19 protein-coding genes are annotated in these 22,829 nt (G+C 32.7%); 13 read left to right on the forward strand and 6 right to left on the reverse strand.

All coding sequences use genetic code 11. The annotated features are described in order from the left end of the window. The 9 genes from R6X41_RS00165 (at position 1) to R6X41_RS00205 (ending at position 11,117) form a co-directional block, all read left to right on the forward strand. Positions 1-1,491, forward strand: a complete 1,491-nt coding sequence (locus R6X41_RS00165; RefSeq protein ID WP_318496635.1) for a RagB/SusD family nutrient uptake outer membrane protein — start codon at positions 1-3, stop codon at positions 1,489-1,491. A 166-nt stretch (positions 1,492-1,657) separates the two neighbouring features. Beyond that, positions 1,658-2,908 (forward strand): carbohydrate binding domain-containing protein, encoded by a 1,251-nt coding sequence (locus R6X41_RS00170; RefSeq protein ID WP_318496636.1) that lies wholly within the window; start codon positions 1,658-1,660, stop codon positions 2,906-2,908. A gap of 22 nt (positions 2,909-2,930) precedes the next feature. Further along, complete coding sequence (locus R6X41_RS00175; RefSeq protein WP_318496637.1) at positions 2,931-4,286, forward strand: endo-1,4-beta-xylanase; 1,356 nt, start codon at positions 2,931-2,933, stop codon at positions 4,284-4,286. A gap of 96 nt (positions 4,287-4,382) precedes the next feature. Next, the gene (locus R6X41_RS00180) at positions 4,383-5,465 is read left to right on the forward strand and encodes an endo-1,4-beta-xylanase (RefSeq protein ID WP_318496638.1); all 1,083 of its coding nucleotides are present in this window, start codon (positions 4,383-4,385) and stop codon (positions 5,463-5,465) included. Positions 5,466-5,476: 11 nt separating this feature from the next. Further along, positions 5,477-6,487, forward strand: coding sequence for a glycosyl hydrolase (locus R6X41_RS00185; protein WP_318496639.1), 1,011 nt, complete (start codon positions 5,477-5,479; stop codon positions 6,485-6,487). Between the two features lie 11 nt (positions 6,488-6,498). Further along, on the forward strand, positions 6,499-7,779 hold the full coding sequence (locus R6X41_RS00190) for a sugar phosphate isomerase/epimerase family protein (RefSeq protein ID WP_318496640.1): 1,281 nt from the start codon (positions 6,499-6,501) through the stop codon (positions 7,777-7,779). Positions 7,780-7,840: 61 nt separating this feature from the next. Next, on the forward strand, positions 7,841-8,539 hold the full coding sequence (locus R6X41_RS00195) for a ThuA domain-containing protein (protein ID WP_318496641.1): 699 nt from the start codon (positions 7,841-7,843) through the stop codon (positions 8,537-8,539). Between the two features lie 462 nt (positions 8,540-9,001). Beyond that, a complete protein-coding gene (locus R6X41_RS00200) occupies positions 9,002-10,171 on the forward strand; it encodes a hypothetical protein (protein ID WP_318496642.1) in 1,170 nt (389 codons plus the stop codon). A gap of 10 nt (positions 10,172-10,181) precedes the next feature. Beyond that, a complete protein-coding gene (locus R6X41_RS00205; protein WP_318496643.1) occupies positions 10,182-11,117 on the forward strand; it encodes an SMP-30/gluconolactonase/LRE family protein in 936 nt (311 codons plus the stop codon). A gap of 72 nt (positions 11,118-11,189) precedes the next feature. Here the strand turns inward: R6X41_RS00205 and R6X41_RS00210 are convergent, their stop codons facing one another. From R6X41_RS00210 to R6X41_RS00220, 3 genes are read right to left on the reverse strand one after another with little or no spacing between them, the layout of a single operon-like run. After that, the gene (locus R6X41_RS00210) at positions 11,190-12,227 is read right to left on the reverse strand and encodes a glycoside hydrolase family 43 protein (protein WP_318496644.1); all 1,038 of its coding nucleotides are present in this window, start codon (positions 12,225-12,227) and stop codon (positions 11,190-11,192) included. Between the two features lie 11 nt (positions 12,228-12,238). After that, on the reverse strand, positions 12,239-13,696 hold the full coding sequence (locus R6X41_RS00215; protein ID WP_318496645.1) for an MFS transporter: 1,458 nt from the start codon (positions 13,694-13,696) through the stop codon (positions 12,239-12,241). Then, positions 13,686-14,840: an endo-1,4-beta-xylanase gene (locus tag R6X41_RS00220; protein ID WP_318496646.1), complete on the reverse strand. Its 1,155-nt coding sequence runs from the start codon at positions 14,838-14,840 to the stop codon at positions 13,686-13,688. Before R6X41_RS00220 ends, R6X41_RS00215 begins: the two co-directional genes overlap by 11 nt. A 383-nt stretch (positions 14,841-15,223) precedes the next feature. On the opposite strand from R6X41_RS00220, the gene ribB reads away from it, so the two are divergent. The 4 genes from ribB to R6X41_RS00240 all read left to right on the forward strand — a co-directional run bounded on the left by ribB (position 15,224) and on the right by R6X41_RS00240 (position 18,553). Continuing rightward, positions 15,224-15,886, forward strand: a complete 663-nt coding sequence (ribB, locus tag R6X41_RS00225) for a 3,4-dihydroxy-2-butanone-4-phosphate synthase (RefSeq protein WP_318496647.1) — start codon at positions 15,224-15,226, stop codon at positions 15,884-15,886. Further along, a complete protein-coding gene (locus R6X41_RS00230) occupies positions 15,886-16,461 on the forward strand; it encodes a Crp/Fnr family transcriptional regulator (RefSeq protein WP_318496648.1) in 576 nt (191 codons plus the stop codon). Before ribB ends, R6X41_RS00230 begins: the two co-directional genes overlap by 1 nt. A gap of 128 nt (positions 16,462-16,589) precedes the next feature. After that, positions 16,590-18,008, forward strand: coding sequence for an alkaline phosphatase (locus R6X41_RS00235; protein ID WP_318496649.1), 1,419 nt, complete (start codon positions 16,590-16,592; stop codon positions 18,006-18,008). A gap of 140 nt (positions 18,009-18,148) precedes the next feature. After that, a complete protein-coding gene (locus R6X41_RS00240; protein WP_318496650.1) occupies positions 18,149-18,553 on the forward strand; it encodes a hypothetical protein in 405 nt (134 codons plus the stop codon). 391 nt (positions 18,554-18,944) lie between these two features. On the opposite strand, the gene R6X41_RS00245 is transcribed toward R6X41_RS00240, so the two are convergent. From R6X41_RS00245 to R6X41_RS00255, 3 genes are all read right to left on the reverse strand, one after another. Further along, a complete protein-coding gene (locus R6X41_RS00245; RefSeq protein ID WP_318497030.1) occupies positions 18,945-19,388 on the reverse strand; it encodes a tyrosine-type recombinase/integrase in 444 nt (147 codons plus the stop codon). Next, complete coding sequence (locus R6X41_RS00250) at positions 19,389-20,159, reverse strand: phage integrase SAM-like domain and Arm DNA-binding domain-containing protein (protein ID WP_318496651.1); 771 nt, start codon at positions 20,157-20,159, stop codon at positions 19,389-19,391. It lies immediately after the preceding gene. A 406-nt stretch (positions 20,160-20,565) separates the two neighbouring features. Next, entirely contained in the window at positions 20,566-22,683 is a 2,118-nt protein-coding gene (locus R6X41_RS00255; RefSeq protein ID WP_318496652.1) for a thioredoxin domain-containing protein, read from the reverse strand. Positions 22,684-22,829: the final 146 nt, after the last annotated feature.

Below are 22,829 nucleotides of genomic sequence, written 5' to 3' on the forward strand. Positions count from 1 at the left end.
ATGAAAAAATATAAATTAATAGTTATCGTTTTATTAGGGGTCTTTTCAATAAACTCCTGCTCTACAGAGGATTTACAATTAACAAATCCAAATCAATTATCGCCAGATACTTTTTTCTCAAACGAGTCTCAAGTACAATCTGCAGTAAATGCAGCATATGCCAATTTGCAACCTTTTGGAGTTTATGGTCGTAATTTATTCTATATGATGGATAATATGTCACATGAAAATGCAGGGAATGGACAACAAGAGGGTGATAAAGTTACGTTTGCAGATTTTTCTTTCGATTCAAGTAATAATCTAATAAAAGATTATTGGGATGGATGTTATAGAGGAATCAATAAAGCAAATTTTGTAATTTCTAATTCAGATCTTATTAATGCACTTCCAGAAAGCACTTTAAGCGCTAAAAATAAAGCGAAGTATATAGGTGAAGCTCGTTTTTTAAGAGCGCATTATTATTGGATGTTAATTAACCGTTTTGGAAAACTTCCTATTTACCATGGAGATGAGTCAGATAATCCGTTAGGTCAGCCAATAAGTTCAAAAGAAGATGTATATCAATTAATTATTGAGGATTTAACTAACGCTTCAGAAAATTTATTGAGTAAAGAAGAAGAAGTTTATGGAAGAGTGACTAAAGGTGCAGCTCAGGCATTTTTAGGGAAGGTATTATTATATCAAGAATCTTACAGTGCTGCTTTAACATCATTTCAAAGTATGAGTGGTTATGAATTAGAGGCTGATTATTATACTAATTTTATGGAAGAAACTGAGCATGGTGTTGAATCTGTTTTTGAAATAGAGTATGATCTTGCGTTAGGAGCTGAGCAATTTTGGTGGTCTGCAGTTAATGGAGTAGGTCCAAACCATGCAACTCTTAGAGGTAGAGATTATGGCCTTTTAGATTGGTTTAATGTGTATCCTTCAGATAATTTGGTTGCCGCATTTGAGCCAGGAGATAACAGGTTTGAAGGTAGTTTTTATGTAGCGGGAGATACTTATAACAATGGTGAAAACACATTTAAAGAATTAGATTTTGCAGAAAACGGTGGGGATATTCGTCCTATAGCTTGGAAAAAATATCAAAATTATTACAAACAAACTTCAGAAAACCAAAAATCTGGAATTAATGTAAAAGTAATTAGATATTCTGATGTATTGCTAATGATGGCAGAATGTGAAAACGAAGTAGGTTCTCAAGCAAATGCTATTGGTTATATAAACCAAGTAAGAGCTAGAGCAGGTTTAGCTGCATTGTCAACGAGCTTACCTAAAGATGCCGTATTTAAAGCTATTATACACGAGCGTAAAGTAGAGCTTAATGGAGAGCAAGTTCGTTTTGATGATATGATTAGATGGGGAATAGTAGCAACTGAATTAGCAGATACAAATTTCCAATCTGGTAAGAACGAAGTATGGCCTATTCCAGATCAAGAGATTAATACAAATGCAAGCGTTACTGCTGCAGATCAAAATTCAGGATATTAATAAAAATTTAGATAATAGTAGTTTGTTTTGATGATTGAAGATGGCGTGTGTTTGTTCACGCTGTCTTTAATTAATCTGAAACTTAATTTACTATACGCTTTTAGTGTAATAGTTAAAAGCTGTTTTTTTTAAATATCAATTATTAACAAATCAATAACCAAACAATATGAAAACAATTAAAATTTTAAGTCTGCTGCTTTTAGTCGCGACTATTTGGTCTTGTTCAGATGATGATGCAGACAATATCCAATTAACGGAGCCAACCTTTACAATTACAGTATCTCCAGACGATTCAAGTGTGTATTATTTTAAAAATACAACACCAAATAAAGAAGAGTTTTATAATTATTGGGAATTTGAAGTGGCAGGAAAAAAAGTTGCCGATTTAGACAGTGTTGTTGTATATCAGTATGATACTGCTGGTTCAAAAATAGTAACATTAACAATGGTAAGTAATTCGACTGCAATGCAAAGTTTTGAATACATAAACGTTGAATTACCTATAGTTGAAGATGATAATTATCCAACCAATCCTGAAAATTTATTGTTAAATGGATATTTAGTTGAAGGAAAAGATAATGATTTTACATACTGGGGAAAATACAATGGAGAAGATAGAATTACTGCAACAGATGATGCTTTAATTGGATCAAGAGCAATGAAAGTTTCTAATGATGCAGATGGAAATCCTTGGGATGTTCAGTTTGTTAGCGATGCTATTGAAACAGCCATTGATCAAGTATATACAGTTTCTTTTTGGGGAAAAGGTTCTGGTCAAATAGTGCGTTTTTCAACTAAACCTGATGAAACAGCAAAATACGGACCTGATTTTACTTTAACTTCAGAATGGGTACAATATTCTTGGACATTTACTGCAAACGAACCATCGACAAGCATTTCTTTAGATATGGGAACTTCAACAGGAACTTTTGTAATTGATGTTATTGAAGTTATTCCAGGTAGTTCTGCACTTCCATTACCTTCAAACGACAGCTTAATTTTAAATGGAGGTTTAGAAGAAGGAGATGGTAATGATTTTACATACTGGGGGAAATTCAATGGTGAAGATAGAATTACCGCTGAAACAACAGATGTTTTAGATGGATCAAGAGCAATGAAAGTTTCTAATGATGCAGATGGTAATCCTTGGGATGCACAATTTGTAAGCGACGCCGCTACTACAGAAGTTGATGCCACCTATATAGCTTCATTTTGGGCAAAAGGAACTGGACAAGTACGTTTTTCAACAAAACCTGATGAATCAGCTAAATACGGTCCAGATTTTACATTTACTTCAGAGTGGGTTCAGTATTCTTGGGAATTTATTGCAAACGAGCCTAGTACAAACCTGTCTTTAGATATGGGAGCGGTAATGGGAACATTTGTAATTGATAATATTAAACTTGAAAAGAAATAAATTAATAATCAAAATACTAATTATGAAAATAAATAAATTTTTACTGTTACTTGTTTCTGTGTTTTTAATGTTTTCATGTTCAGATGATGACACAGACTTTGTGCCGCCAGATACTATTGAGCCAGAAACTGTTGAGGCAACATTTACTTATACAGTTTCAGAAACAGATCCATATGTTTTGTATTTAGACAATACATCACAAGGTAGTGGAGATTTTAGAAGTGTATGGAATTATGGTTTAGGAGGAGATAATGTTATCGATATTCCAGGTCTAGAAGAAGTGAGATATAATACCGAAGGAAATTATGTAGTAACACTTTATGTACTTTTTGATGGCGTAACATCTATAGCAACACAAACAATAATAGTAGATGAAAATGGAATTTGCCCTAACGGACTTTGTGGTTCTACAAGTAACACAAGTTTAAAAGATGCTGCAACTACTTTTGCGGTTGGAAATATTACAAGATCTTCATGGGTAAAAGGAAATGGAACGTATATCGATCTTTTAAAGAACGACTTTAATAGTTTGACTTCTGAATATGAAATGAAGATGAATGTTATGTATCCTGCACAAGATGCTTATGATTTTAGTGCAGCAGATGCGATTGTCGATTTTGCACAGGAAAATAACATGTTTGTACATGGCCATGCCTTAATTTGGCACAGCGCGACTCCAAGTTGGGTAGAGAATTTTTCTGGAACCGACGCTGAATTTGAAGCTATGGTTAAAGATTATATTACAACTACAGTTACAAGGTATAAAGGAAAAGTACGTTCTTGGGATGTTGTGAACGAAGCATTGGAAGATGGTAGTGGAAATACTTTAAGAAACTCTGTTTTTAGACAAAAAATGGGAGACGATTATATTAAAAAATGTTTCCAATTTGCAAGAGATGCCGATCCTGATGTGCTGTTGTTTTATAACGATTATAATATGGCTTCAGATACTAACAAGAGAAACGCCATGTTTAACCTAGTTGATGGTCTAGGAGATTTAATTGATGGGGTAGGAGGTCAAATGCATATTTCATACAACGGTCCTTCAGCTTCTCAAATTCAAAGTTTTGCAGATGGTGTAGTTTCTAGAAATTTAAAACTACATTTTGCTGAAGTAGACATTAGAGCAAATCCTGATAACGATTTAACTTCTCTGTCAAATGAAAGAGCTGAAGCACAAAGAGCAAAATATACAGAAGTTGTGTCTATTTATAATTCAATTCCTTTAGAAAATAAATTTGCCATAACGGTTTGGGGTGTACGTGATAATGAATCTTGGTTGATTGATTTCTGGGGAAATCCTGATTGGCCATTATTATACGATGCTAATTATGCTAAGAAAGCATCTTATTACGGCTATCTAGAAGGACTTCAATAACAATAAAATTTAATCTATTTAAACGGGTTCGTAAATTTGAAAATAACACTGTTTTTTTTGAATTGATGAATCCGTTTTTTTTATATCTAAAATATTATGAGAAATAAATTCAAGACACATCTTTATGTATTCGTTTGTATAATTATAATTTGTAGTTGTGAAAATAAAGAAAACATTAAGGTAACAGAAGGTCTAAAAGACTATGCAACCTTTCCCATAGGAACGGCTATTAATATAAAAACCTTAATGAATGATGCTGAACTTCAAAAATTACAAATTGAAAACTTTAATAGCATTACGGCCACTAATGATATGAAAATGCAGTCCATAATACCGACTGAAAATAATTATAATTGGAAGACTGTCGATACCATTTTGTATTATGCCGAAAAACATAATCAGCGATTATTTGGACATAATTTAATTTGGCATAGTTCTACTCCAGAATGGGTTGCAGAAAAAGGAGAAAAAGATAGTCTATGGTTAGATAGCTTTATGGAAGAATACATAACAGATTATGTAGGGCGCTATAAAGGTAAAGTTGCTGCTTGGGATGTTGTTAATGAGTCTTTTGAGTCTAGTGGAGGTAATTATAGAGAAACGTTCTGGTACAATAAATTAGGTAAAAGTTATATAGAAAAAGCATTTAAATATGCACATGAAGCAGACCCTGATGCAGTATTATTTTATAACGATTTTAATATAGAACGCGATACCACGAAGTTGCATGCCGTAATTAAAATGGTAAATGAATTTAAGGAGAAAGGCGTTCCAATTTCTGGAATAGGTTTTCAAATGCACATAAGAATGGATATCCCAGACGAAATTATAGCATATTCACTAAAAAAAGCTGCAGAAACCGGATTACAAATACATTTATCTGAAGTCGATATTATTTTTAATACACATAACGATGAGCGATTGGGTGGTATAGAAAATTATAGTTCAATAACAGATGAAATGAAACAAGCTCAGGCAGAGAAATATAAGAACCTAATTGAAATGTATAAAGAAATAGTGCCTAAAGAGCAACAGTTCGGAATTACATTTTGGGATTTTACAGATAGAGATACCTGGATTAGAGGTTTTTTTAATATGGAAGATTGGCCTAGTATTTACGACGATAATTTAATGCCGAAGCCTGCCTATTTTGGTGTATTAGACGGTTTAAAAGATTAAAATTTTAAAAAATGATAAGATTAATAGGTTCATTATGTATACGTAAAGTAAGTTTAATAATTCTATTGTTGTTTTTGCAAAATGGATTTAGCCAAGAGTCAATCCCTCGTTTTAATTACAATGCTAAATACGAACCCGAAACAGGAATTTATCACGGAGCTGGTCAGGATAAAAATGGCTTTAATGATTATGTAAATGCTATTAGCCAAGATAAAATGCCAGCAATTTACATGACGTATGTTAATATAACGTCACCAGTAAAAAAGATTGAAAGTTGGGGGAAAGGTTTAAAACAAGTTTTAGATAGTTTGCCCAAAGGGATGATACCTCAAATTGGTTTAGGATTTACTGGCGGTAAGGATACTGGAGCAGGTTTAGATAAAGAAGTCGCCAGCGGAAAATATGACAAACAATTACAAGCATTCTATAAAGTGCTTTTAGATTTAGACAGACCCTCCTTTACCAGAATAGGGTATGAGTTTGAGGGTGATTGGAACGGATATTCTCCTGAGAGTTTTAAAAAAGTATTCAAAACTATCTCCAAAGTATTTAAAGAAAAGAATATAAAATCGGCTACGGTTTGGTGTTCTGGAGGTGGCTCTGCGGATTTTATAAGTACAGAAAAGTTAATGGAGTACTATCCTGGTGACCAATATGTAGATTGGTGGGGTATAGATATTTTTAGCCCTGAAGAATTTGATGATATTGGCTTGCAAAACTTTTTTGATGGCGCTCATGAACATAAAAAACCAGTGATGATAGGCGAGTGTACACCACGATACGTTGGGGTTTTAGATGCTGAAACTTCTTGGGATAAATGGTTCAAACCTTTCTTCAAGATGCTACATGATAACCCTGGAATAAAGGCATTTTGCTACATCAATTGGGATTGGGAATATTGGTCGAATAGAAATGGTTTTCCATGGCATGATTGGAAAGATGCCCGTATCGAAAAAAATGAATTTGTATTAGAGGCCTATACAACAGAAATGGAGAAACCAATATTTATTCACATTAATTAAAAGTCAGAAAAATGAAAACAGCTCTATGTTTAATTGTAGTTTTAAAGTCTTTTGTCGGTTTTGCTCAAGAAAACTACACTATTTCTTCTCAAAAAGATAGACTCAGACAATATACGGGTCAATGGGTAAGTGCTATAAATCCGAGTACTGAAAGTGTTGCAAAACATCCAGAAATAAAAATGAGTAGTTTGACTAATTTCAATAATCATTCGCTCACAGTAAAAGTCTCACAAAAAGATAGTATCAACCATTACTATCCAATACTTCAAGAAATTATTGGTTATGATACTGTTACCGATACTATTTTTGCTGCAGGCCATAATGCACAAGGTGCATTTTTCACGGGGAAAGGTACCTTTTCTTCAGAAAATCATTGGACGATGCAGGATAAAGACCTCAATGGTAAGAAAACAATGAAGGTTGATTTTAACTTTCAAAATTATACCGATGTGATGTTAGAAGGATTCGATAACAATGAAAAAAGTTTATGGAAAACCAGATACATTAAAAACAATCCTAAAGACAAAAATATTGGTATTCAGCTCGTTTCTGTTCACAAAGAAATGCTTAAAAACCCAGAGCAAACCCTAATTCAATTAGGCAGAATGGGGTACAGTTATGTGGAAACTTTTGTATATAAAGACGGCGGTTTTTATGGTCAGAGTCCAACGCAGTTTAAGGCGATGGTTGAAAAAGCAGGGTTGAAATTTCTAGGTTCGATGACTTTTTTCGATCCCGAAGATAAAAATGATGATGCCGCAATCAATGCATGGTGGAATAAAACGATACAAGACCATAAAATAGCTGGTGTTGAATATCTTTCTACCTCAAATAGTAAATTAAAAGGCATCAAGACCATCAAAGAACTCCAAGAGTATTCTAATTATTACAATAAAGTTGGAAAACTATGTAAAGAGAACGGACTTAAGTTTGTCTATCATAATCATGCTGATGAATTTTTAAAGGTCGAAGGCGTAACCATTTATGATTATTTTCTTCAGAATACCAATCCCGAGTATGTCTATTTTCAATCTGATGTGTATTGGATGCATATAGGAGGCGTAAATCCTGTTGAATATTTTAAAACCTATCCCAACCGATTCATTAGTTGGCATATCAAAGATTATAAAGAATTAGGCGCAAGCGGAAAAATAGATTTCAAAGAAATTTTCAACTATCAAAAAGTAGCTGGAGTGCAGTATATCTTGGCTGAAGTGGAAGATTATAACTTTCCACCTTTGTATAGTGTCGACTTAGCTTGGGAATATATTTATTATGAACTATTAAAATAAAATTTTGATTATGAGACCTTTTAAAAAGAAGTATCTATTATTAACTATATGTATCTTTACAATGATAAAATCAAATGCACAAGATCAGTTTCGTGTTTTATTGTTTACCCAGCATGATACGTGGCATTACAATACCATCCCTGTTGCTGTTCAGGCTTTTGAAGACATGGCAGTAGAAAATCAGTTTAAGTTTGATTGGACACAAAGACCGGATGATCTTATAGCGAAATTACCAGAATATGATGTCGTGATATTCTTGAATGCCAATGCCAATTTTTTGACACCAAAACATATGGATGCTTTAAAGGCATTTATGAAACGAGGCGGAGGATTCGTCGGCATACACGGAACAGCAGATGGTGAAAACGATAATGTTTGGTTTGATGGCCTCGTTGGAGCCAAATTTGTAAATCATCCAAAATTACAAGCAGGAATTGTAAACGTCGAGACTAGTGATTTTCCAGCAACATGGCAACTGCCCAATAAATGGCTTCGTAGTGATGAGTGGTATAATTTTGAAAATATGAATTTAGATAACCTAAATATTCTATTAACTGTTGATGAGGCTTCTTATGACTATACCGCGGGCTATGATAACATACCCTTAAAAGGTATGGGGGAAATACATCCTATTTCCTGGTATCAGGAATATGAAGGCGGAAGATCGTTTTACACTGCTTTAGGTCATAAACCAGAATCGTTTACAGACAAAAACTTTTTGAATCACCTTTTTGGTGGAATTTATTGGGCAGCTCAATAGAATCTTATATTTACTTTTTATTATATTAAAATAATAGCGTCCAAAACGATTAGTCTCTTTTTTCTAAAAAGATATGCCATTGCTGACTTTATGGAATTAGTTGTTCTGAGGGAGATACTTTTTCTATATAAGTTGAATTTTATTTTTTGGGTTGGCCTATCGAAAATTTATCGTAAAATTTGAAGAGAAAGTATCGTAAAATTTAAAGCTGTTTGAGCTAAACGAAAGTATTTATATTATTGATTTTCAGTAGCGAGTTCTTTAAATTTAGATAGTGAACGAAAAATTTAGATAAAAGTTCGTAAGCCTAGATTTTTTTGGTTCGTTTTTTTATCAATGAAAAAAATGAATATATAATATTATTTAGGACACGATTGATATTAAAATAAAAACTAAACCCAACAATTTATAAACAAAATTCTGAAAATCAACTATTAATAATGGATCACTAAAAATAAATATATGAAACGTAAAATAATATTATTAGCTATAAGTTTAATTTGTTTTCTTACTGTCGATGCGCAAAACATTGTTTATGTATATGGAGATGTTGCTGCTGATGGTACGATACCATCCGGAAGTAAAAAACCATTTCACCAAATGCGTTTGAATGATGAAGGTGATTTAGGGATGAGTGGTTTCAAAAAAGCATTGGAAGCAGTTGGATTTACAGTAAGCGAAGTTTACGATCAAGAAATTGTAATTAATGCCGAATTTTTAAAGGCGATTAATGTTTTGATTTTAGGCTCAAATCAGCGCGTTTTTATCGAAGCAGAAGCTAAAGCCTTAAAGCGTTGGGTGGAAAAAGGTGGAGGAGTAATTACTTGGTCGGATAGTGGATTTGGTGGAGAATATAGCATTGTAGGAGTGGATAATGAAGTGGGGCGAATTTCTGACAATGTTTTAATGGAGCAATTCGGTATGTATTTTTTGACTGACAATGGTGCTGGAAACTATTTGGTGAACGAGTATACACAAGATCATTTTATTAATAAAAACAATAAACATAAAGGCGTTGCTTTTAGGGGAGAAGGTGTAAGTTTTGTTCGTGTTTCGGAACCTGCAGTAATTTTAGCGAAAGCGCAAGAAGGCGGATTAGGTGGCAGGTTAGTTGTAAATTCTAATGATGGTAAATTTAATGAAAATACCGATGTAGCTTTAGCAATAGCTGAAATAGGTAAAGGTAGAGTAATAGGTGTTTTTGATCGTAATTTGTTTTGGAATGCCGGGGCTGGCACACGTTTAAGTCATTCCGATAATAGGGTGTTTGCACAACGTATTGCACTTTGGGCAGCAGGTATCGAAGATGAGCAACGCTTTGCAAATGACACCAATGCTTTAGGTTCTGCAATAAATACACCTCCAACTATTACTATTGATTATATTTTCTCCAAAACGGATAACAGTCTTGCAATTACGGCTGTGATTACCGATGAAGATAAAGATGCAGTTAGCCCGGAAATAGTATGGAAGCAAGTAAAAGGCCCTGCCGATTGTGAGTTCGAAAATAATAATCCCAATACAACAACACCACGTATTTTTATTCCCAAAGCAGGTAAATATGTTTTTAAAGCAAGTGTTTTAGATGGTGAGTTTGAAATTAATAAATTATTAAACTTTGAAAGGGAATAAATTCATTAAAATGATAATAAACGAAAAATTATTAAAAACTTTTTTAGATTTTAAAAACATCTTTTTGTTTTTAGTAATATGTAGCTCATGTAATGCTCAAAACAAAAAGAGTAAGCAAATTATAACCAATGGTGCAGAATTGGTCTTAATTTCAAATGACTATGAATTTACTGAAGGACCTGCAGTAGACAAACACGGAAATGTTTTTTTTACCGACCAGCCAAATGACAGAATTTTAAAATGGGATGCAAAAACCAATTTGGTATCTGAATATATGAGTCCTTCAGGTCGTTCAAACGGGCTTTATTTTGATAATCAAGGGAATTTACTTTCTGCAGCAGATGAAAATAATGAATTATGGCAGATAAGTCCTGATAAAAAAGTGACAGTCCTAATCAGTAATTATGAAGATGAAAAACTGAATGGTCCCAATGATCTTTGGGTGGATAACAAAGGAGGTGTTTACTTTACTGATCCCTATTACCAACGTTCTTGGTGGGCGCACAAAGAAGATCAACAAAAATCTAGAAGAGTGTATTATATGTCTCCAAATAGTACTAATGTTAGGATTGTGGCAGATGATAATTTTATTCAACCTAATGGTATTATAGGGTCTCCAGATGGTGAAATACTTTATATCGCCGACATTGGAGCAGATAAGACGTTTGCTTATCAAATTAATGATGAAGGCACACTTTCTAATAAAAAGTTGTTTACAAATAAAGGTTCTGATGGGATGACTTTGGATAATATGGGTAACGTGTATCTCACAGGAAATGGAGTAACTGTTTTTAATTCTGAAGGGAAACAAATCGAAAAAATAGAGGTGCCTCAAGGCTGGACTAGTAATGTTACTTTTGGTGGGAGAAATCAGAACATACTCTTTATAACGGCATTAAATTCCGTGTATACATTAGATATGAATGTTAATGGTGTAAGGTTTTAATCCTATGTTCTTATTCAAAAAAAAGGAGTTAATAACAATGGTTCTAACTCCTTTTGTCAAACTAAATACAAACTAACCAATATATGGTTTTAGAGGAACGATAGTTCCATCTTGATTATAAGTTATTTCTGCTAATTTAACAGACCTTAAATGGGTAACTCCTTTTGAAAGTGAGGAGTCGTGGTAAAATAAATACCATTTATTATCTACTTCACATATAGAATGATGTGAAGTCCAACCTACGACAGGTTCTAAAATAATGCCTTTATATGTAAATGGGCCGTAAGGATTATCGCCAGTAGCGTAACAAATAAGATGAGAATCTCCGGTAGAGTAGGAGAAGTAGTATTTACCTTTGTATTTGTGCATCCAAGAGGCTTCAAAAAAGCGTCTGTCAATATCACTTGCTACTAGTAAATTTCCTGCTTCGTCTAAAATCTCTAATTCTTTTGGTTTTTCAGAAAATTCTAACAAATCATTTGTCATTTTTGCAACAATAGGTAGTAATGCAGGTTCATTTTCTTTTGGCAAAAATGCCGTTGGACTATCTGGTTGTTCTGCGTTAAATTCATCAGTTCTCCAACGTTGTAATTGTCCACCCCATAAACCACCAAAATACATATAGTAGCTACCATCATCATCTTTAAAAACAGCAGGATCTATAGAGAAACTGCCTTTAATGGCTTCTGGTTGTGCTGTAAATGGACCTGTTGGCGAATCACTTATTGCTACTCCAATTCTAAAGATACCATCATAAGCTTTTGCAGGAAAAAATAAATAGTATTTACCATCTTTTTCATGAGCGTCTGGAGCCCACATTTGTTTTTCTGCCCAAGGCACATCATTTACATGTAGCGCGACTCCGTTATCTACAGCTTCACTATCTACAGAGTCCATAGAAATAACATGGTAGTCTTCCATAGCAAAATGACTGCCTAAATCATCAAACGCTTCTCCTGCATCAATATCATGAGAAGGGTAAATATATATATTTCCATTAAAAACATGTGCCGAAGGATCAGCAGTATATATATTTGATACTATGGGTTGAGATATTGCTTTTTTATTTAATTCTTTAAAGTCTATATGTTCTATATTTTCTTCCGGCATTATATTAAATTTTAATTAGTTCTTCTTTCTTTTAAATCAAATTCTATTTTCACTTCCATACTTTTATTAATTTCATAGAAAAAAAGTAATAAAATTCCAATTAAAAATGGGATTGCAGGGAAAATACTCACTAACATTCTTGTTCCTTGAATTGCACTTTCTGGTTGTACAATTAATTCACCGGCTACAGCTGCTTCTTTGGTTATATAACCATATAATCCAAGAATCCAAGTAACTAATGAGCTACCTATACTTAGCCCTCCTTTTAAACCAATCATCATCGCTGAAAATATAATAGCTGTTGCTCTACGGTTATTTTTCCATTCAGAATAATCTGCAACATCCGCAATCATAGCCCATAATAATGGAATAGTAAGCCCATAGAAAAAACCATGTAGTATTTGTGAAAGGAATATTAATTCTACAGATTTAGCAGAAAAGAAGTAGAATGCAATGATGAATAATGTTGAAATAAATAATGCTATTTTAAATACATCTCTTTTCCCGTATTTGTCAGCGAATTTTTTTGAAAGCGTTATTCCTACAATCATAAAGATAATTCCACCGGCATTAAACAATCCAAATCCTGCAGATACAGGGTTTTCTCCAAAGAAATTAATCCCAATTGCTGATAAAGAGTCTAATAGAGGTTGAATAAATAATGTTAGTTCAGTTTCATTTACATAGTTTTCAAAATAATATACATAAGAGCCACCTTTCATAGCAAGGGTTATAAATACTAATGTTGTTAAGACTAGCATAATAACCCAAGGCTTGTTTTTAAATAGATCTCCTAAATCTTCTTTAATACTAGACTTTTGTTCTGGGTTAGGTATAATACGTTCCTTAGTTGTAAAAAATGTAATTAGAAGCATAATTGTTCCAATTACGGCTAACCAAGTCATTACAATTTCAATTCCAACAGCTTTATCTCCACCTCCTGCAGTTTCAATGATAGGTAGCATAAAAACTTGCACAAAGAATTGAGCGAACATAACAGCTACAAAACGGTAAGATGAAATGCTGTTTCGTTCTGCCATATCTCCTGTTATAACACCACTTAAAGCAGCATATGGTAGGTTGTTAGCAGCATATAATAGTAGTAATAGCGTATATGTTATAACGGCATATATTACTTTTCCTTTATAATCGAAATCAGGAGTGCTAAATGCTAAGATAGCGACTACACCAAGAGGTACCGCAGTAAAAAGAATCCAAGGTCTAAATTTCCCCCATTTGCTGGTAGTTCTGTCGGCTATAGCCCCCATAATAGGGTTAAACCCAAAAGCAGCAATAAGTCCAACTGTTAAAATAATTGCGGATGCATCATTTGCTTTAAGACCATAAATATCGGTATAAAAATAAGCCAAGTAAGTCATTAAAGTTTGAAAAACTAGATTGGCAGCTAGGTCTCCAAGACTATAACCAATTTTTTCTTTTACTGATAATTTTTCCGTATTAGTTGTCATGGTTTTCTTTGTTTTTTAGGTCTAATACGCTGTAGTAAGCTTTTTTTGGTTCAGAGTTTCTGTCAAAAAGTAAAGGATAATTTGATCTATTATTTATTGGCCAATTATTTAACCAAGATTGTCCATCATTCACGCCCCAAAATGTTACTCTATCTATTTTATCTTTATGTTTAAGGAACAGATTAAAAATATCTTCATACCGTTGGGCTAATTGAATTTCTGCAGAATCTGAAAATTTTTCCGGATAAGGATTCATTTCTGGGTCGCCCTCATATTGCTCATAACTTTGCTCGACAGCAGCACCGTCTAAATCCCAAGGGTTAGGCAGTACGGTAACATCTAATTCTGTGAAACTAACTTTAACACCAAGATTTGAGAAGGCAATAATACTATTTTCAATATCTTCTATAGATGGGCCTTCTAGACTCCAGTGGGCTTGCATACCAACACCATCTATTTTAATACCTTGTGCTTGCAGTTTTTTTACAAGTCTTACTACACCAGCTCTTTTTTCAGGCTTCCAAAGGTTATAATCATTATAAACTAATTTTGCATCAGGATCGGCTTCGGCAGCTAATTTAAAGGCTAGCGCTATATACTCATCGCCCATAACCTCATAGAAATTAGAAGTTCTTAAGCTGCCATCTTCATTTAAAGCTTCGTTTACCACATCCCAAGTGTCTATTTTGCCTTTATATCTTTTTACAATAGTATTTATATGGTGCTCAATATGTTTCGTCATGGTAATGCTATCTTTTACATCTTGCATCCATGGTGCCAACTGGCTGTGCCAAACTAGAGTATGCCCAACAATATTCATGTTGTTTTTTTCTCCAAGCGCTACATATTTATCTGCAACATCAAAATAGAAAGTATCTTTTTGAGGATGAATTTGCTCCCATTTCATATCGTTTTCTGGAGTAATGGAATTAAACTCTTTATTAAGAAGGACTGATGTTTTAGAATCGATTTGATTTATTTGAGAATTACTGATGGCAGCTCCTATTAAGAAATCGTTTTTATATGATTCTTTAAGAGATATACTTGGCGTAATAGTTTCTTTTTTTTCTGTATCGTTTTTACAGTTTAAAAAAACAGTAAAAGCTATCATAAGGATAAAAAGAGTAGTTGGTTTATAAGTCATAATTATAAAATTATTTTAAAGTAGTTTTGAATAAAGTCATTATAAAAATTAATTTGATTAAAAGTACTTTTAAGCCGTTTAGTGAAGTAAAACAAAATCGACAAATGGTAAAACAATTGTTGCATTATATTATGTTTAAAGGGATCCAAGGATGTTTAAATAAAAACAAGAATAGTTTTTTCTGATTTCACTGCCGTTTTAAAATGGAGTAGTCGGTCAGTTTTTTGTTGTTAATAAAGATGGTTTTCAATTGTCAATGCCACAAATATTCTCCTCTATTATTTAGATAGTTTAAAAACTACTGATTGTTATTTTATTGACTTACATCAAAAAAATTGACTTGAGATAACACTAGTTTTGCAATTGAAAAAATAAATTTTAGAATGGTACTTACAGAATTAGATACATTACAAACGGTTGAATACGATAGTCAAGAACGAATAGAACAAGCATTAAAACACCTTCAAAATGGAAAAGGAATTATCTTAATGGATGATGAAGACAGAGAAAATGAAGGCGATTTAGTATTCTCGGCTCACAGCATGACTAATATCCAAATGGCACTCATGATTAGGAAATGTAGTGGTATCGTTTGTCTTTGTCTGACTAATCAAAAAGCCGATTTATTAAATCTACCTTATATGGTAAAGGAAAATACAAGTAGTTTTCAAACGCCTTTCACCATTTCCATAGAAGCAAAAGAAGGCGTAACTACAGGAGTCTCAGCCAAAGATAGATTGACAACAATTCAGGTGGCTTCTCATGAAAATGCAACAAGTAGCGATTTAGCAAAACCAGGTCATATTTTTCCATTACGCGCGAAAAACAATGGCGTGCTTGAAAGAAAAGGGCATACCGAGGGTAGCGTAGATTTAATGAAATTAGCAGGATTAAAACCAGAAGCGGTGCTGTGTGAATTGATGAACGACGACGGAACAATGGCAAAAATAGACACGATTACAGAGATTGCAAATGAATACGATTTGATGGTCCTAACCATACAGGATATTATTCAATATCGTAAATTTGTAAGAGACTATATATAATGACAAATTACACAGAGCTAACTAAGTTCATAAAAAAGAATATCGATATTGAAGATGCAGATTTGAAAATCGTATTATCTTATTTTAAAGCAATAAAAAAAAGTAAGAATGAAGTTCTACTTTCCAATGGAAAAAATAGCCAGGCTAGTTATTTTGTAAAAAAAGGGTGTTTAAGGCTTTTTTATATTGATGAGAATGGTAAAGATGTTACCCGATATATTGCGTTTGAAAATCAATTTGCTACGGAACTAGTTAGTTTTATAACCAATGAACCTGCACGAGAAACCATACAGGTTATTGAAAATAGTGAACTGTTATATATTACCCATGACGATTTTAGACATCTCATGACAATTGTTCCTAAATGGAAAGATCTTTATAGTATCTATTTAGAAAAGGCGTATGTTAATAATTCGAAAAGATTACACTCTTTTACCACGTTAGATGCATCAGAACGATACAAGCAATTGTTTAAAATTAATCCAAATATTGTTAAACGTCTTCCTAATAAAATAGTCGCTTCTTATATCAATATATCTCAAGAAACTTTGAGTAGGATAAAATCTAAAATCTGATTCCCAAAAGGAATAATTTCATTGTATTGCCTGTTTAGACTGAGGATTGCAACATATTTATTATAAAGTGTTTGTTTTGTGATACCCGAAAAATAGAACTCTCTTTACATTTACTTAAAAAAAATATTATGCTAAAAACCATAAAAAACATTCTAATAATTTCAATGGCCTTTTTTTGTTTTATTGGATACAGTCAAACTGAAACAAAAGCAAAATATGTATTTCTGTTTATAGGAGATGGTATGGGTGCAAGTCAGATTTACACTGCTGAAATGTATTTAAATGCAAAGCCTGGCGAAATTAAAGCAGAACCACTTTTAATGAATAGTTTTCCGGTACGCACAAATATGACCAACTATTCAGCAAGTTCTTATGTTACCACATCATGTGCAGCAGCAACTGCAATGTCTACAGGTTTAAAAACGAATAATGGGATAATTGGAAAATCTCCCGATCAAAAAACAGATTACGAAAACATATCTCAAAAAGCAAAAAAGGCAGGTTTTAAAGTTGGTATATTATCTAGTGTAATGATTGATCACGCTACTCCAGCATCTTTTTATGCGCATCAAAATTCTCGTGATATGTATTACGAAATTAGTATGGAGTTACCCAATTATAATATTGATTATTTTGGAGGCGGAGGTTTTCATTACCCAGAAGGAGAAAATGGAGATCGACCTAATTCCTATGATAATGCTGTAAAAAAAGGCTATACCATAGCCGACTCTCATAAGGAATTTAATACATTAAAAAATGGCGATGATAAAATAATTGCTATAAACCCTGATATGTATCCTTCAGGAGAATTTTATTGGGAGATTGATAAAAAAGAAGATGCACTTTCTCTAGCGGATTTTACTAAAAAAGGAATTGAAGTGATGGATAATGATAAAGGTTTCTTTATGATGGTTGAAGGCGGTAAAATAGATTGGGCATGTCATGGAAACGACGGTGTATCTATGGTTCATGAAATACTTGCTTTGAACGATGCTGTTAAAGTGGCCTATGAATTTTATAAACAACGACCAGAGGAAACATTAATAATAGTTACTGCAGATCATGAAACAGGTTCTTTGTATCCCGGAATAAATTATGCAGTAAATCCTGAATTCTTGAAATACCAGAAAATTTCTGTTCAAGAGTTTAAAAGAAAAATGACAGAACTTAAAAACACAAATCCAGAAATATCATTTAATACTATTTTAGATTTAATCCAGAAAGATTTCGGATTAGGTAATAGTGAAATAGGTTTGACTTTGGATAACGAAGAATTAGGCATGCTAAAATTAGCCTATAACGAGCAGTTTAAAAAAAATATTGAAGTAGATGCTGATGCAGATTATTTAGATAAACATGCTGTTAAATCTATTGCAGAAACAGCAGCTTATATATTAAATAGAAAGGCAGGAATAAGTTGGGGGTCTGGTGATCATTCAGGTGGACCAGTTCCTGTTAAGGTAATTGGAGAGGGCCAAGAAGAGTTCTCAGAATATTTCGACAATACCGACTTACCTAAAAAAATCGAGAAACTCATGGGTATATAAAAGAATCATTTTAGATGAAATTTTTTAAAAATATCCTGTAAAAAGGAATAATATTCCATTGTCAAATTTCAATTATACTTTTTATCTTCTAACATAACAAGAAGCATTAACTTAATAAAAATACAATAAATCTAAAATTTATGAAATACTCATTATTTCTCGCATTATTCTTATTCCAAATCATAGGCTATTCGCAATCGGCTGATGTAAAAACAACTTCTGAAAAAGGTGATGACAAGTTGTTATTAACAGTTTTTCTTAAACATGATCAAAGTATGAATTTAAACGAGATTGAAAAGATTAGAACAGATCAAGGGTTTTATGAAAATTTCCCGCCAGAAGGTGTTTCTGTTGTTAATTGGTTTGTAGTTATGGGAATTGGCCAAATGGTCGTATTGGAACTCCCTGCTTCAAAATTATCAGCTGTAAATCTGGCGATTGAAAGAACAGCATGGAAAGCTTTTAAATCAGAGATTTATCCAACCTATGATTTATACCCTATTATGGAGAAAAAGTTAAAGAATAAATCGAAGGTTACTTACTAGCATTTTAGTTGTGATATGTGATAGAATAACGTTTATAAGATAGGCGTTAATTGCACCTTGTGAAATTAACGACTGTTTTGAGTTTGTTTACGAAAATTATTCTTTACTAAAAGAGGTGTTCTAGGCTTGTTGAAATCAGCATTCAACGGACAGTATAAAAAAATAAAGTTGAGTTCCGCAAGCAAGAATTCTGTAAAATTAATTAAAAATTGGGAGAAATAATTGAGGGTTAACTGTATTTATAAGTAAACATTGGTTGTAAGCTTAAGTCTATATGAAAAACATAAATGCGCCCTATGCTGTTTTTACTTTACGTTTATCTGTCTGAATACTATAAAAACAGCACAGGGTCCTCGCGCAGATAAGTTATGGTGATTTGGGGGTAAGTTTGTTAAAAATTAATTACACTTTCTAAGGCATCATCTGTGTCTTTATGCAGGAAGTTTGATTGATACATAATGGTAGTAGTAAGAGATGAATGTCTGTAGAGTTTTTGAAGCATTTTTATTGGGATTTTATCCTCTGATATGTTACCAAAACTATGTCGGGCAATATGCATAGTTAGCTTTTTTGAAACACCTGATTTTTTAGCAACTTCTTTTAAGTGTTTGTTTAAATTACTATTAGCGACATTAGTTCTATTAAAAACTTCTTTTGGGTTGTCAAAATTTACCATTTTCATTTCGGGAAAAATTGTATCATCATAGTTCGTTTTATCTTTTTTATAAGCCGATAATATTTTATTTGCTTTCAGTGGCATTTTTAGAGATAGTAATTTTGAGTTTTTGTTCATGCGATAGTGTAAACGACCATCGTAAATATCACTCCATCTAATTTAAATAACATCGGCAGCTCTTATCCCGGCGAAATAAAAACTAAATAACCAAACATTCCTAGAATGGTGTTCTTCTTTTGATAGATTATTAATTAGTTCAAGTCTTTTTACTTCTTCCAGAGTCCAACCGATTTTTTCAGTTTCAGGAAATGATATTTTTATTTTATCTCTTCCGAAAGGATAGAGTTTTCTGTCTACAATTTCTAGTTTAATAGCTCTGTTAAAGAGGGTTCTTATAACAATGAGATTGTTTATTATTGATCGCTCTGATATTTCATTTCTAGTACGTAAAAAGCCCTTGAAGTTTCTAAGAAATGATTCATCTATTTGATGAAATTTAAGATGTTTTGATTTATGGAAAAGTAATACTTGATTAATGCGCGATTTGTCGGAAGCGTGGCGAGCTAATTCATTGTTTGTTTTAAGTTCTAATAGAAAATCCTCAGCAATCTCAAAAAAAGTAGCATTCTTTTTTGAATTGTAAATTGTAGTTTTAATCTGTTCAGGAGATAAATCATTTTCATCCGCTTGAAGTTCAATTAGTTTTTTATTTGCATCTGTTAGTTTTGTATAAAGCAAGTGATTCAACCTGGAGGCGTAAGGATGAGAATTTTTGACCCTCAAGTTTTTTTCATCCCAGTCATTCAAAGTTATATAGTGACCAATATAATGATAAATAGCACGCCTGTTTTTAGTTATTCGAATAGCTAAAGGGTATAGTCCTTCTTTGTTTTTCTTTTTTCGTACAACAATTTTAGTGAATGAAGCCATATTGTTCTGATTTATAGACTTAAAGGTAGTGTTTTTTTGGTACAACATAGGTACAACATTGAGCGGTATCATATGATATTGTTTGATGTTGTAATTTATGTATTATTCTGATTATTAGATATATAAGTGCTTATATGGTTCTATGTGTATCACAATTTTATGGATTCAAAATCCAATTTCTTCGGAAGTGTGGGTTCGATTCCCACCTTGAGTACAGTAAAACCCTTATAAACCTAGTGTTTATAAGGGTTTTTAATTTATGGGTGGCTAAAAGGGGCAAGATCTTGTATTGTGCTTTACTTTGTTTGCTTTTACTGCGGTTAATTTTTTATCATCTAGATTATAACAGCCTATTAATTAACATAACCAATAACTAATCCCGAAGAACTGAGGTTTTAGTTTGTAGCTATCTTTTTTTTATACTTTTTAAAGCTTCCGAAACTTTTGTTTGTGGTAATTTACAAGTGCCATTTGTACATACATAGATATAAGTTTGGTTTGGATTATACTTGTTTTCCATTAAAGGCAAATCACTTTCTGCAGTTGCTCCAGCTAAAATAATGTTAGGGAGATAATAGGCGTTTATTTCCTTTAAAAGTTCTGGAGCTTTTTCACCCGATATAACGACTTCATAAAAAGGGTTACTATAATCCATCATTAAACTAAGCCATTTACTATAACTTGAAGGCGTATCAACGGCATGTTCCTGCATCGCATGCATCATGTTTTTTGCAATTTTACTGTAGTTTTCGTCGTAATAATATAAACTTAGTTTGAATAAAGACGTGGCTAATGTTGCATTAGACGAAGGTATAACATCGTCTGTAGTTTCAATTTTTCTAGTAATTAAAGGAGGTGCATTGTTGGATGTGAAATAAAACAGACCTGTATTCTGATCGAAAAAATGTGTTATTGAATAATCCATCAATGTGTTGGCAGTGTTTAGCCAATATTCATCTAAAGTAACTTGATATAAATTAATAAAGGCATCAATAGTTGCTGCATAATCTTCGGCATAACCATCTACAGAGCTTTTATTATTTATGTACACATGGTTTAATCCACCGTCTTCTCTATACTGCTTGGTCATAATAAAATGGGCTGTTTTCTTAGCAACCTCTAGATAATGCGGATTTTGAAATATGCGATAAGCGTCTACATAGGCATTAATATTTAAAGCGTTCCAAGATGTGAGTGCTTTGTTATCCATTCTAGGGTGCGGTCGCGTGTTACGAGCTTCTAATAATATAGAATTCCAATTGTTTGTCTTTTCATTTAAATCCGTTTCACCTATATTATTTTCTTTAGAAATGTCTGCTATAGACTTAGAGGTTCGTGTAAGCACATACTTTTGATTTTCCCACAAACCAGAAATACTAACATCGTAATACGATTTAAATAAGTCATAATCACTCCCTAATAGTGCTTTTAGTTCGTTTTGAGTCCAAACATAATAAGCCCCTTCTTCCAATTCGCCATCTGCATTTTTACTATCGGCATCTATAGATGAATAAAACGCTCCGGTGTTGTCTAAACATTCGCGTTCTAAAAAGTTAAGCGTTTCTTCTGCTATTTTTTTGAATAACGGGTTTTTAGTAATAGCGTAAGCATTAGAATATAAACTGACTAATTGTGCATTGTCGTAAAGCATTTTTTCAAAATGAGGAATATGCCAAGTTTCATCTGTGGCATATCTAGAGAAGCCACCACCTACTTGGTCGTAAATACCTCCATTAGCCATTTTGGTAAGTGTCTTTATAACATGATTTTCAATGGATTTATCATTGTTTTGAATCGCATATTGCAATAAAAAATTTAGATTAATGGGCATAGGAAATTTTGGGGCACCAATTTGTCCGCCATTTATTGTGTCGAATTGAGTTTTCCAATTATTTACAGCTGCGTTAATAAATTCATTTTTAAATTCTGCAGGTTTTTTACTTACAGTAATTAATTCTGTAGATTTGATACCTTCTGTAAGATTTTCGGCAAAGCCTATAACTTTTTCGGGCGATTTTTTATAGAGGTCAGAAATGTCTTGAATAACTTTCATCCATTGGTCTTTTTCAAAATAGGTACCTCCAAAAACAGGTCTCCCATCGGGAAGTGTAATGCAATTTAAAGGCCAACCACCACTTCCTGTTAATAGCTGAACGGCATGCATATAGACTTGGTCGACGTCTGGGCGTTCCTCACGATCGACTTTTATGTTAATAAAGTTTTCGTTCATAATGGCTGCTACAGAATCGTTTTCAAAACTCTCATGCTCCATAACATGACACCAATGGCAAGCCGAGTAACCAATAGAAACTATTATTAATTTATTCTCCTTTTTAGCAAGTTCTAATGTTTCTTCATTCCAAGGTTTCCAATCCACAGGGTTGTGAGCATGTTGGAGTAAATACGGACTGCTTTCATTAATTAAATCATTAGTATGTTTAAAAGTTTGAGTGTTTTGTTTTTTCTCCTGAGAACAACTAGCAAGAACAAAATAAAGTAGGAATAAACTAAATATATATTTCACGATAATTTTAGATAAAAGTGGTGTTTTTTGTAATTAAAGATACTTATTTTAATTAATCTGTTTTAAATCTGTGTGAAAATAGTGTAAATCTATGGATTAAAATATAATGGTTGTTTAAGAAATTTTGATAAAAATGATCTTATTTC

This window comes from Formosa sejongensis (assembly GCF_033447105.1).
GTDB lineage: Bacteria > Bacteroidota > Bacteroidia > Flavobacteriales > Flavobacteriaceae > Formosa.

Excerpts from the sequence above, each read along its gene's own strand:
- ribB (WP_318496647.1), top strand. The coding sequence starts at position 15,224 with ATGGTACTTACAGAATTAGATACATTACAAACGGTTGAATACGATAGT.
- R6X41_RS00170 (WP_318496636.1), top strand. The coding sequence starts at position 1,658 with ATGAAAACAATTAAAATTTTAAGTCTGCTGCTTTTAGTCGCGACTATT.
- R6X41_RS00235 (WP_318496649.1), top strand. The coding sequence starts at position 16,590 with ATGCTAAAAACCATAAAAAACATTCTAATAATTTCAATGGCCTTTTTT.
- R6X41_RS00190 (WP_318496640.1), top strand. The coding sequence starts at position 6,499 with ATGAAAACAGCTCTATGTTTAATTGTAGTTTTAAAGTCTTTTGTCGGT.
- R6X41_RS00250 (WP_318496651.1), bottom strand. The coding sequence starts at position 20,159 with ATGGCTTCATTCACTAAAATTGTTGTACGAAAAAAGAAAAACAAAGAA.
- R6X41_RS00205 (WP_318496643.1), top strand. The coding sequence starts at position 10,182 with ATGATAATAAACGAAAAATTATTAAAAACTTTTTTAGATTTTAAAAAC.
- R6X41_RS00240 (WP_318496650.1), top strand. The coding sequence starts at position 18,149 with ATGAAATACTCATTATTTCTCGCATTATTCTTATTCCAAATCATAGGC.
- R6X41_RS00200 (WP_318496642.1), top strand. The coding sequence starts at position 9,002 with ATGAAACGTAAAATAATATTATTAGCTATAAGTTTAATTTGTTTTCTT.
- R6X41_RS00215 (WP_318496645.1), bottom strand. The coding sequence starts at position 13,696 with ATGACAACTAATACGGAAAAATTATCAGTAAAAGAAAAAATTGGTTAT.
- R6X41_RS00210 (WP_318496644.1), bottom strand. The coding sequence starts at position 12,227 with ATGCCGGAAGAAAATATAGAACATATAGACTTTAAAGAATTAAATAAA.
- R6X41_RS00220 (WP_318496646.1), bottom strand. The coding sequence starts at position 14,840 with ATGACTTATAAACCAACTACTCTTTTTATCCTTATGATAGCTTTTACT.
- R6X41_RS00195 (WP_318496641.1), top strand. The coding sequence starts at position 7,841 with ATGATAAAATCAAATGCACAAGATCAGTTTCGTGTTTTATTGTTTACC.
- R6X41_RS00175 (WP_318496637.1), top strand. The coding sequence starts at position 2,931 with ATGAAAATAAATAAATTTTTACTGTTACTTGTTTCTGTGTTTTTAATG.
- R6X41_RS00185 (WP_318496639.1), top strand. The coding sequence starts at position 5,477 with ATGATAAGATTAATAGGTTCATTATGTATACGTAAAGTAAGTTTAATA.
- R6X41_RS00230 (WP_318496648.1), top strand. The coding sequence starts at position 15,886 with ATGACAAATTACACAGAGCTAACTAAGTTCATAAAAAAGAATATCGAT.
- R6X41_RS00165 (WP_318496635.1), top strand. The coding sequence starts at position 1 with ATGAAAAAATATAAATTAATAGTTATCGTTTTATTAGGGGTCTTTTCA.
- R6X41_RS00180 (WP_318496638.1), top strand. The coding sequence starts at position 4,383 with ATGAGAAATAAATTCAAGACACATCTTTATGTATTCGTTTGTATAATT.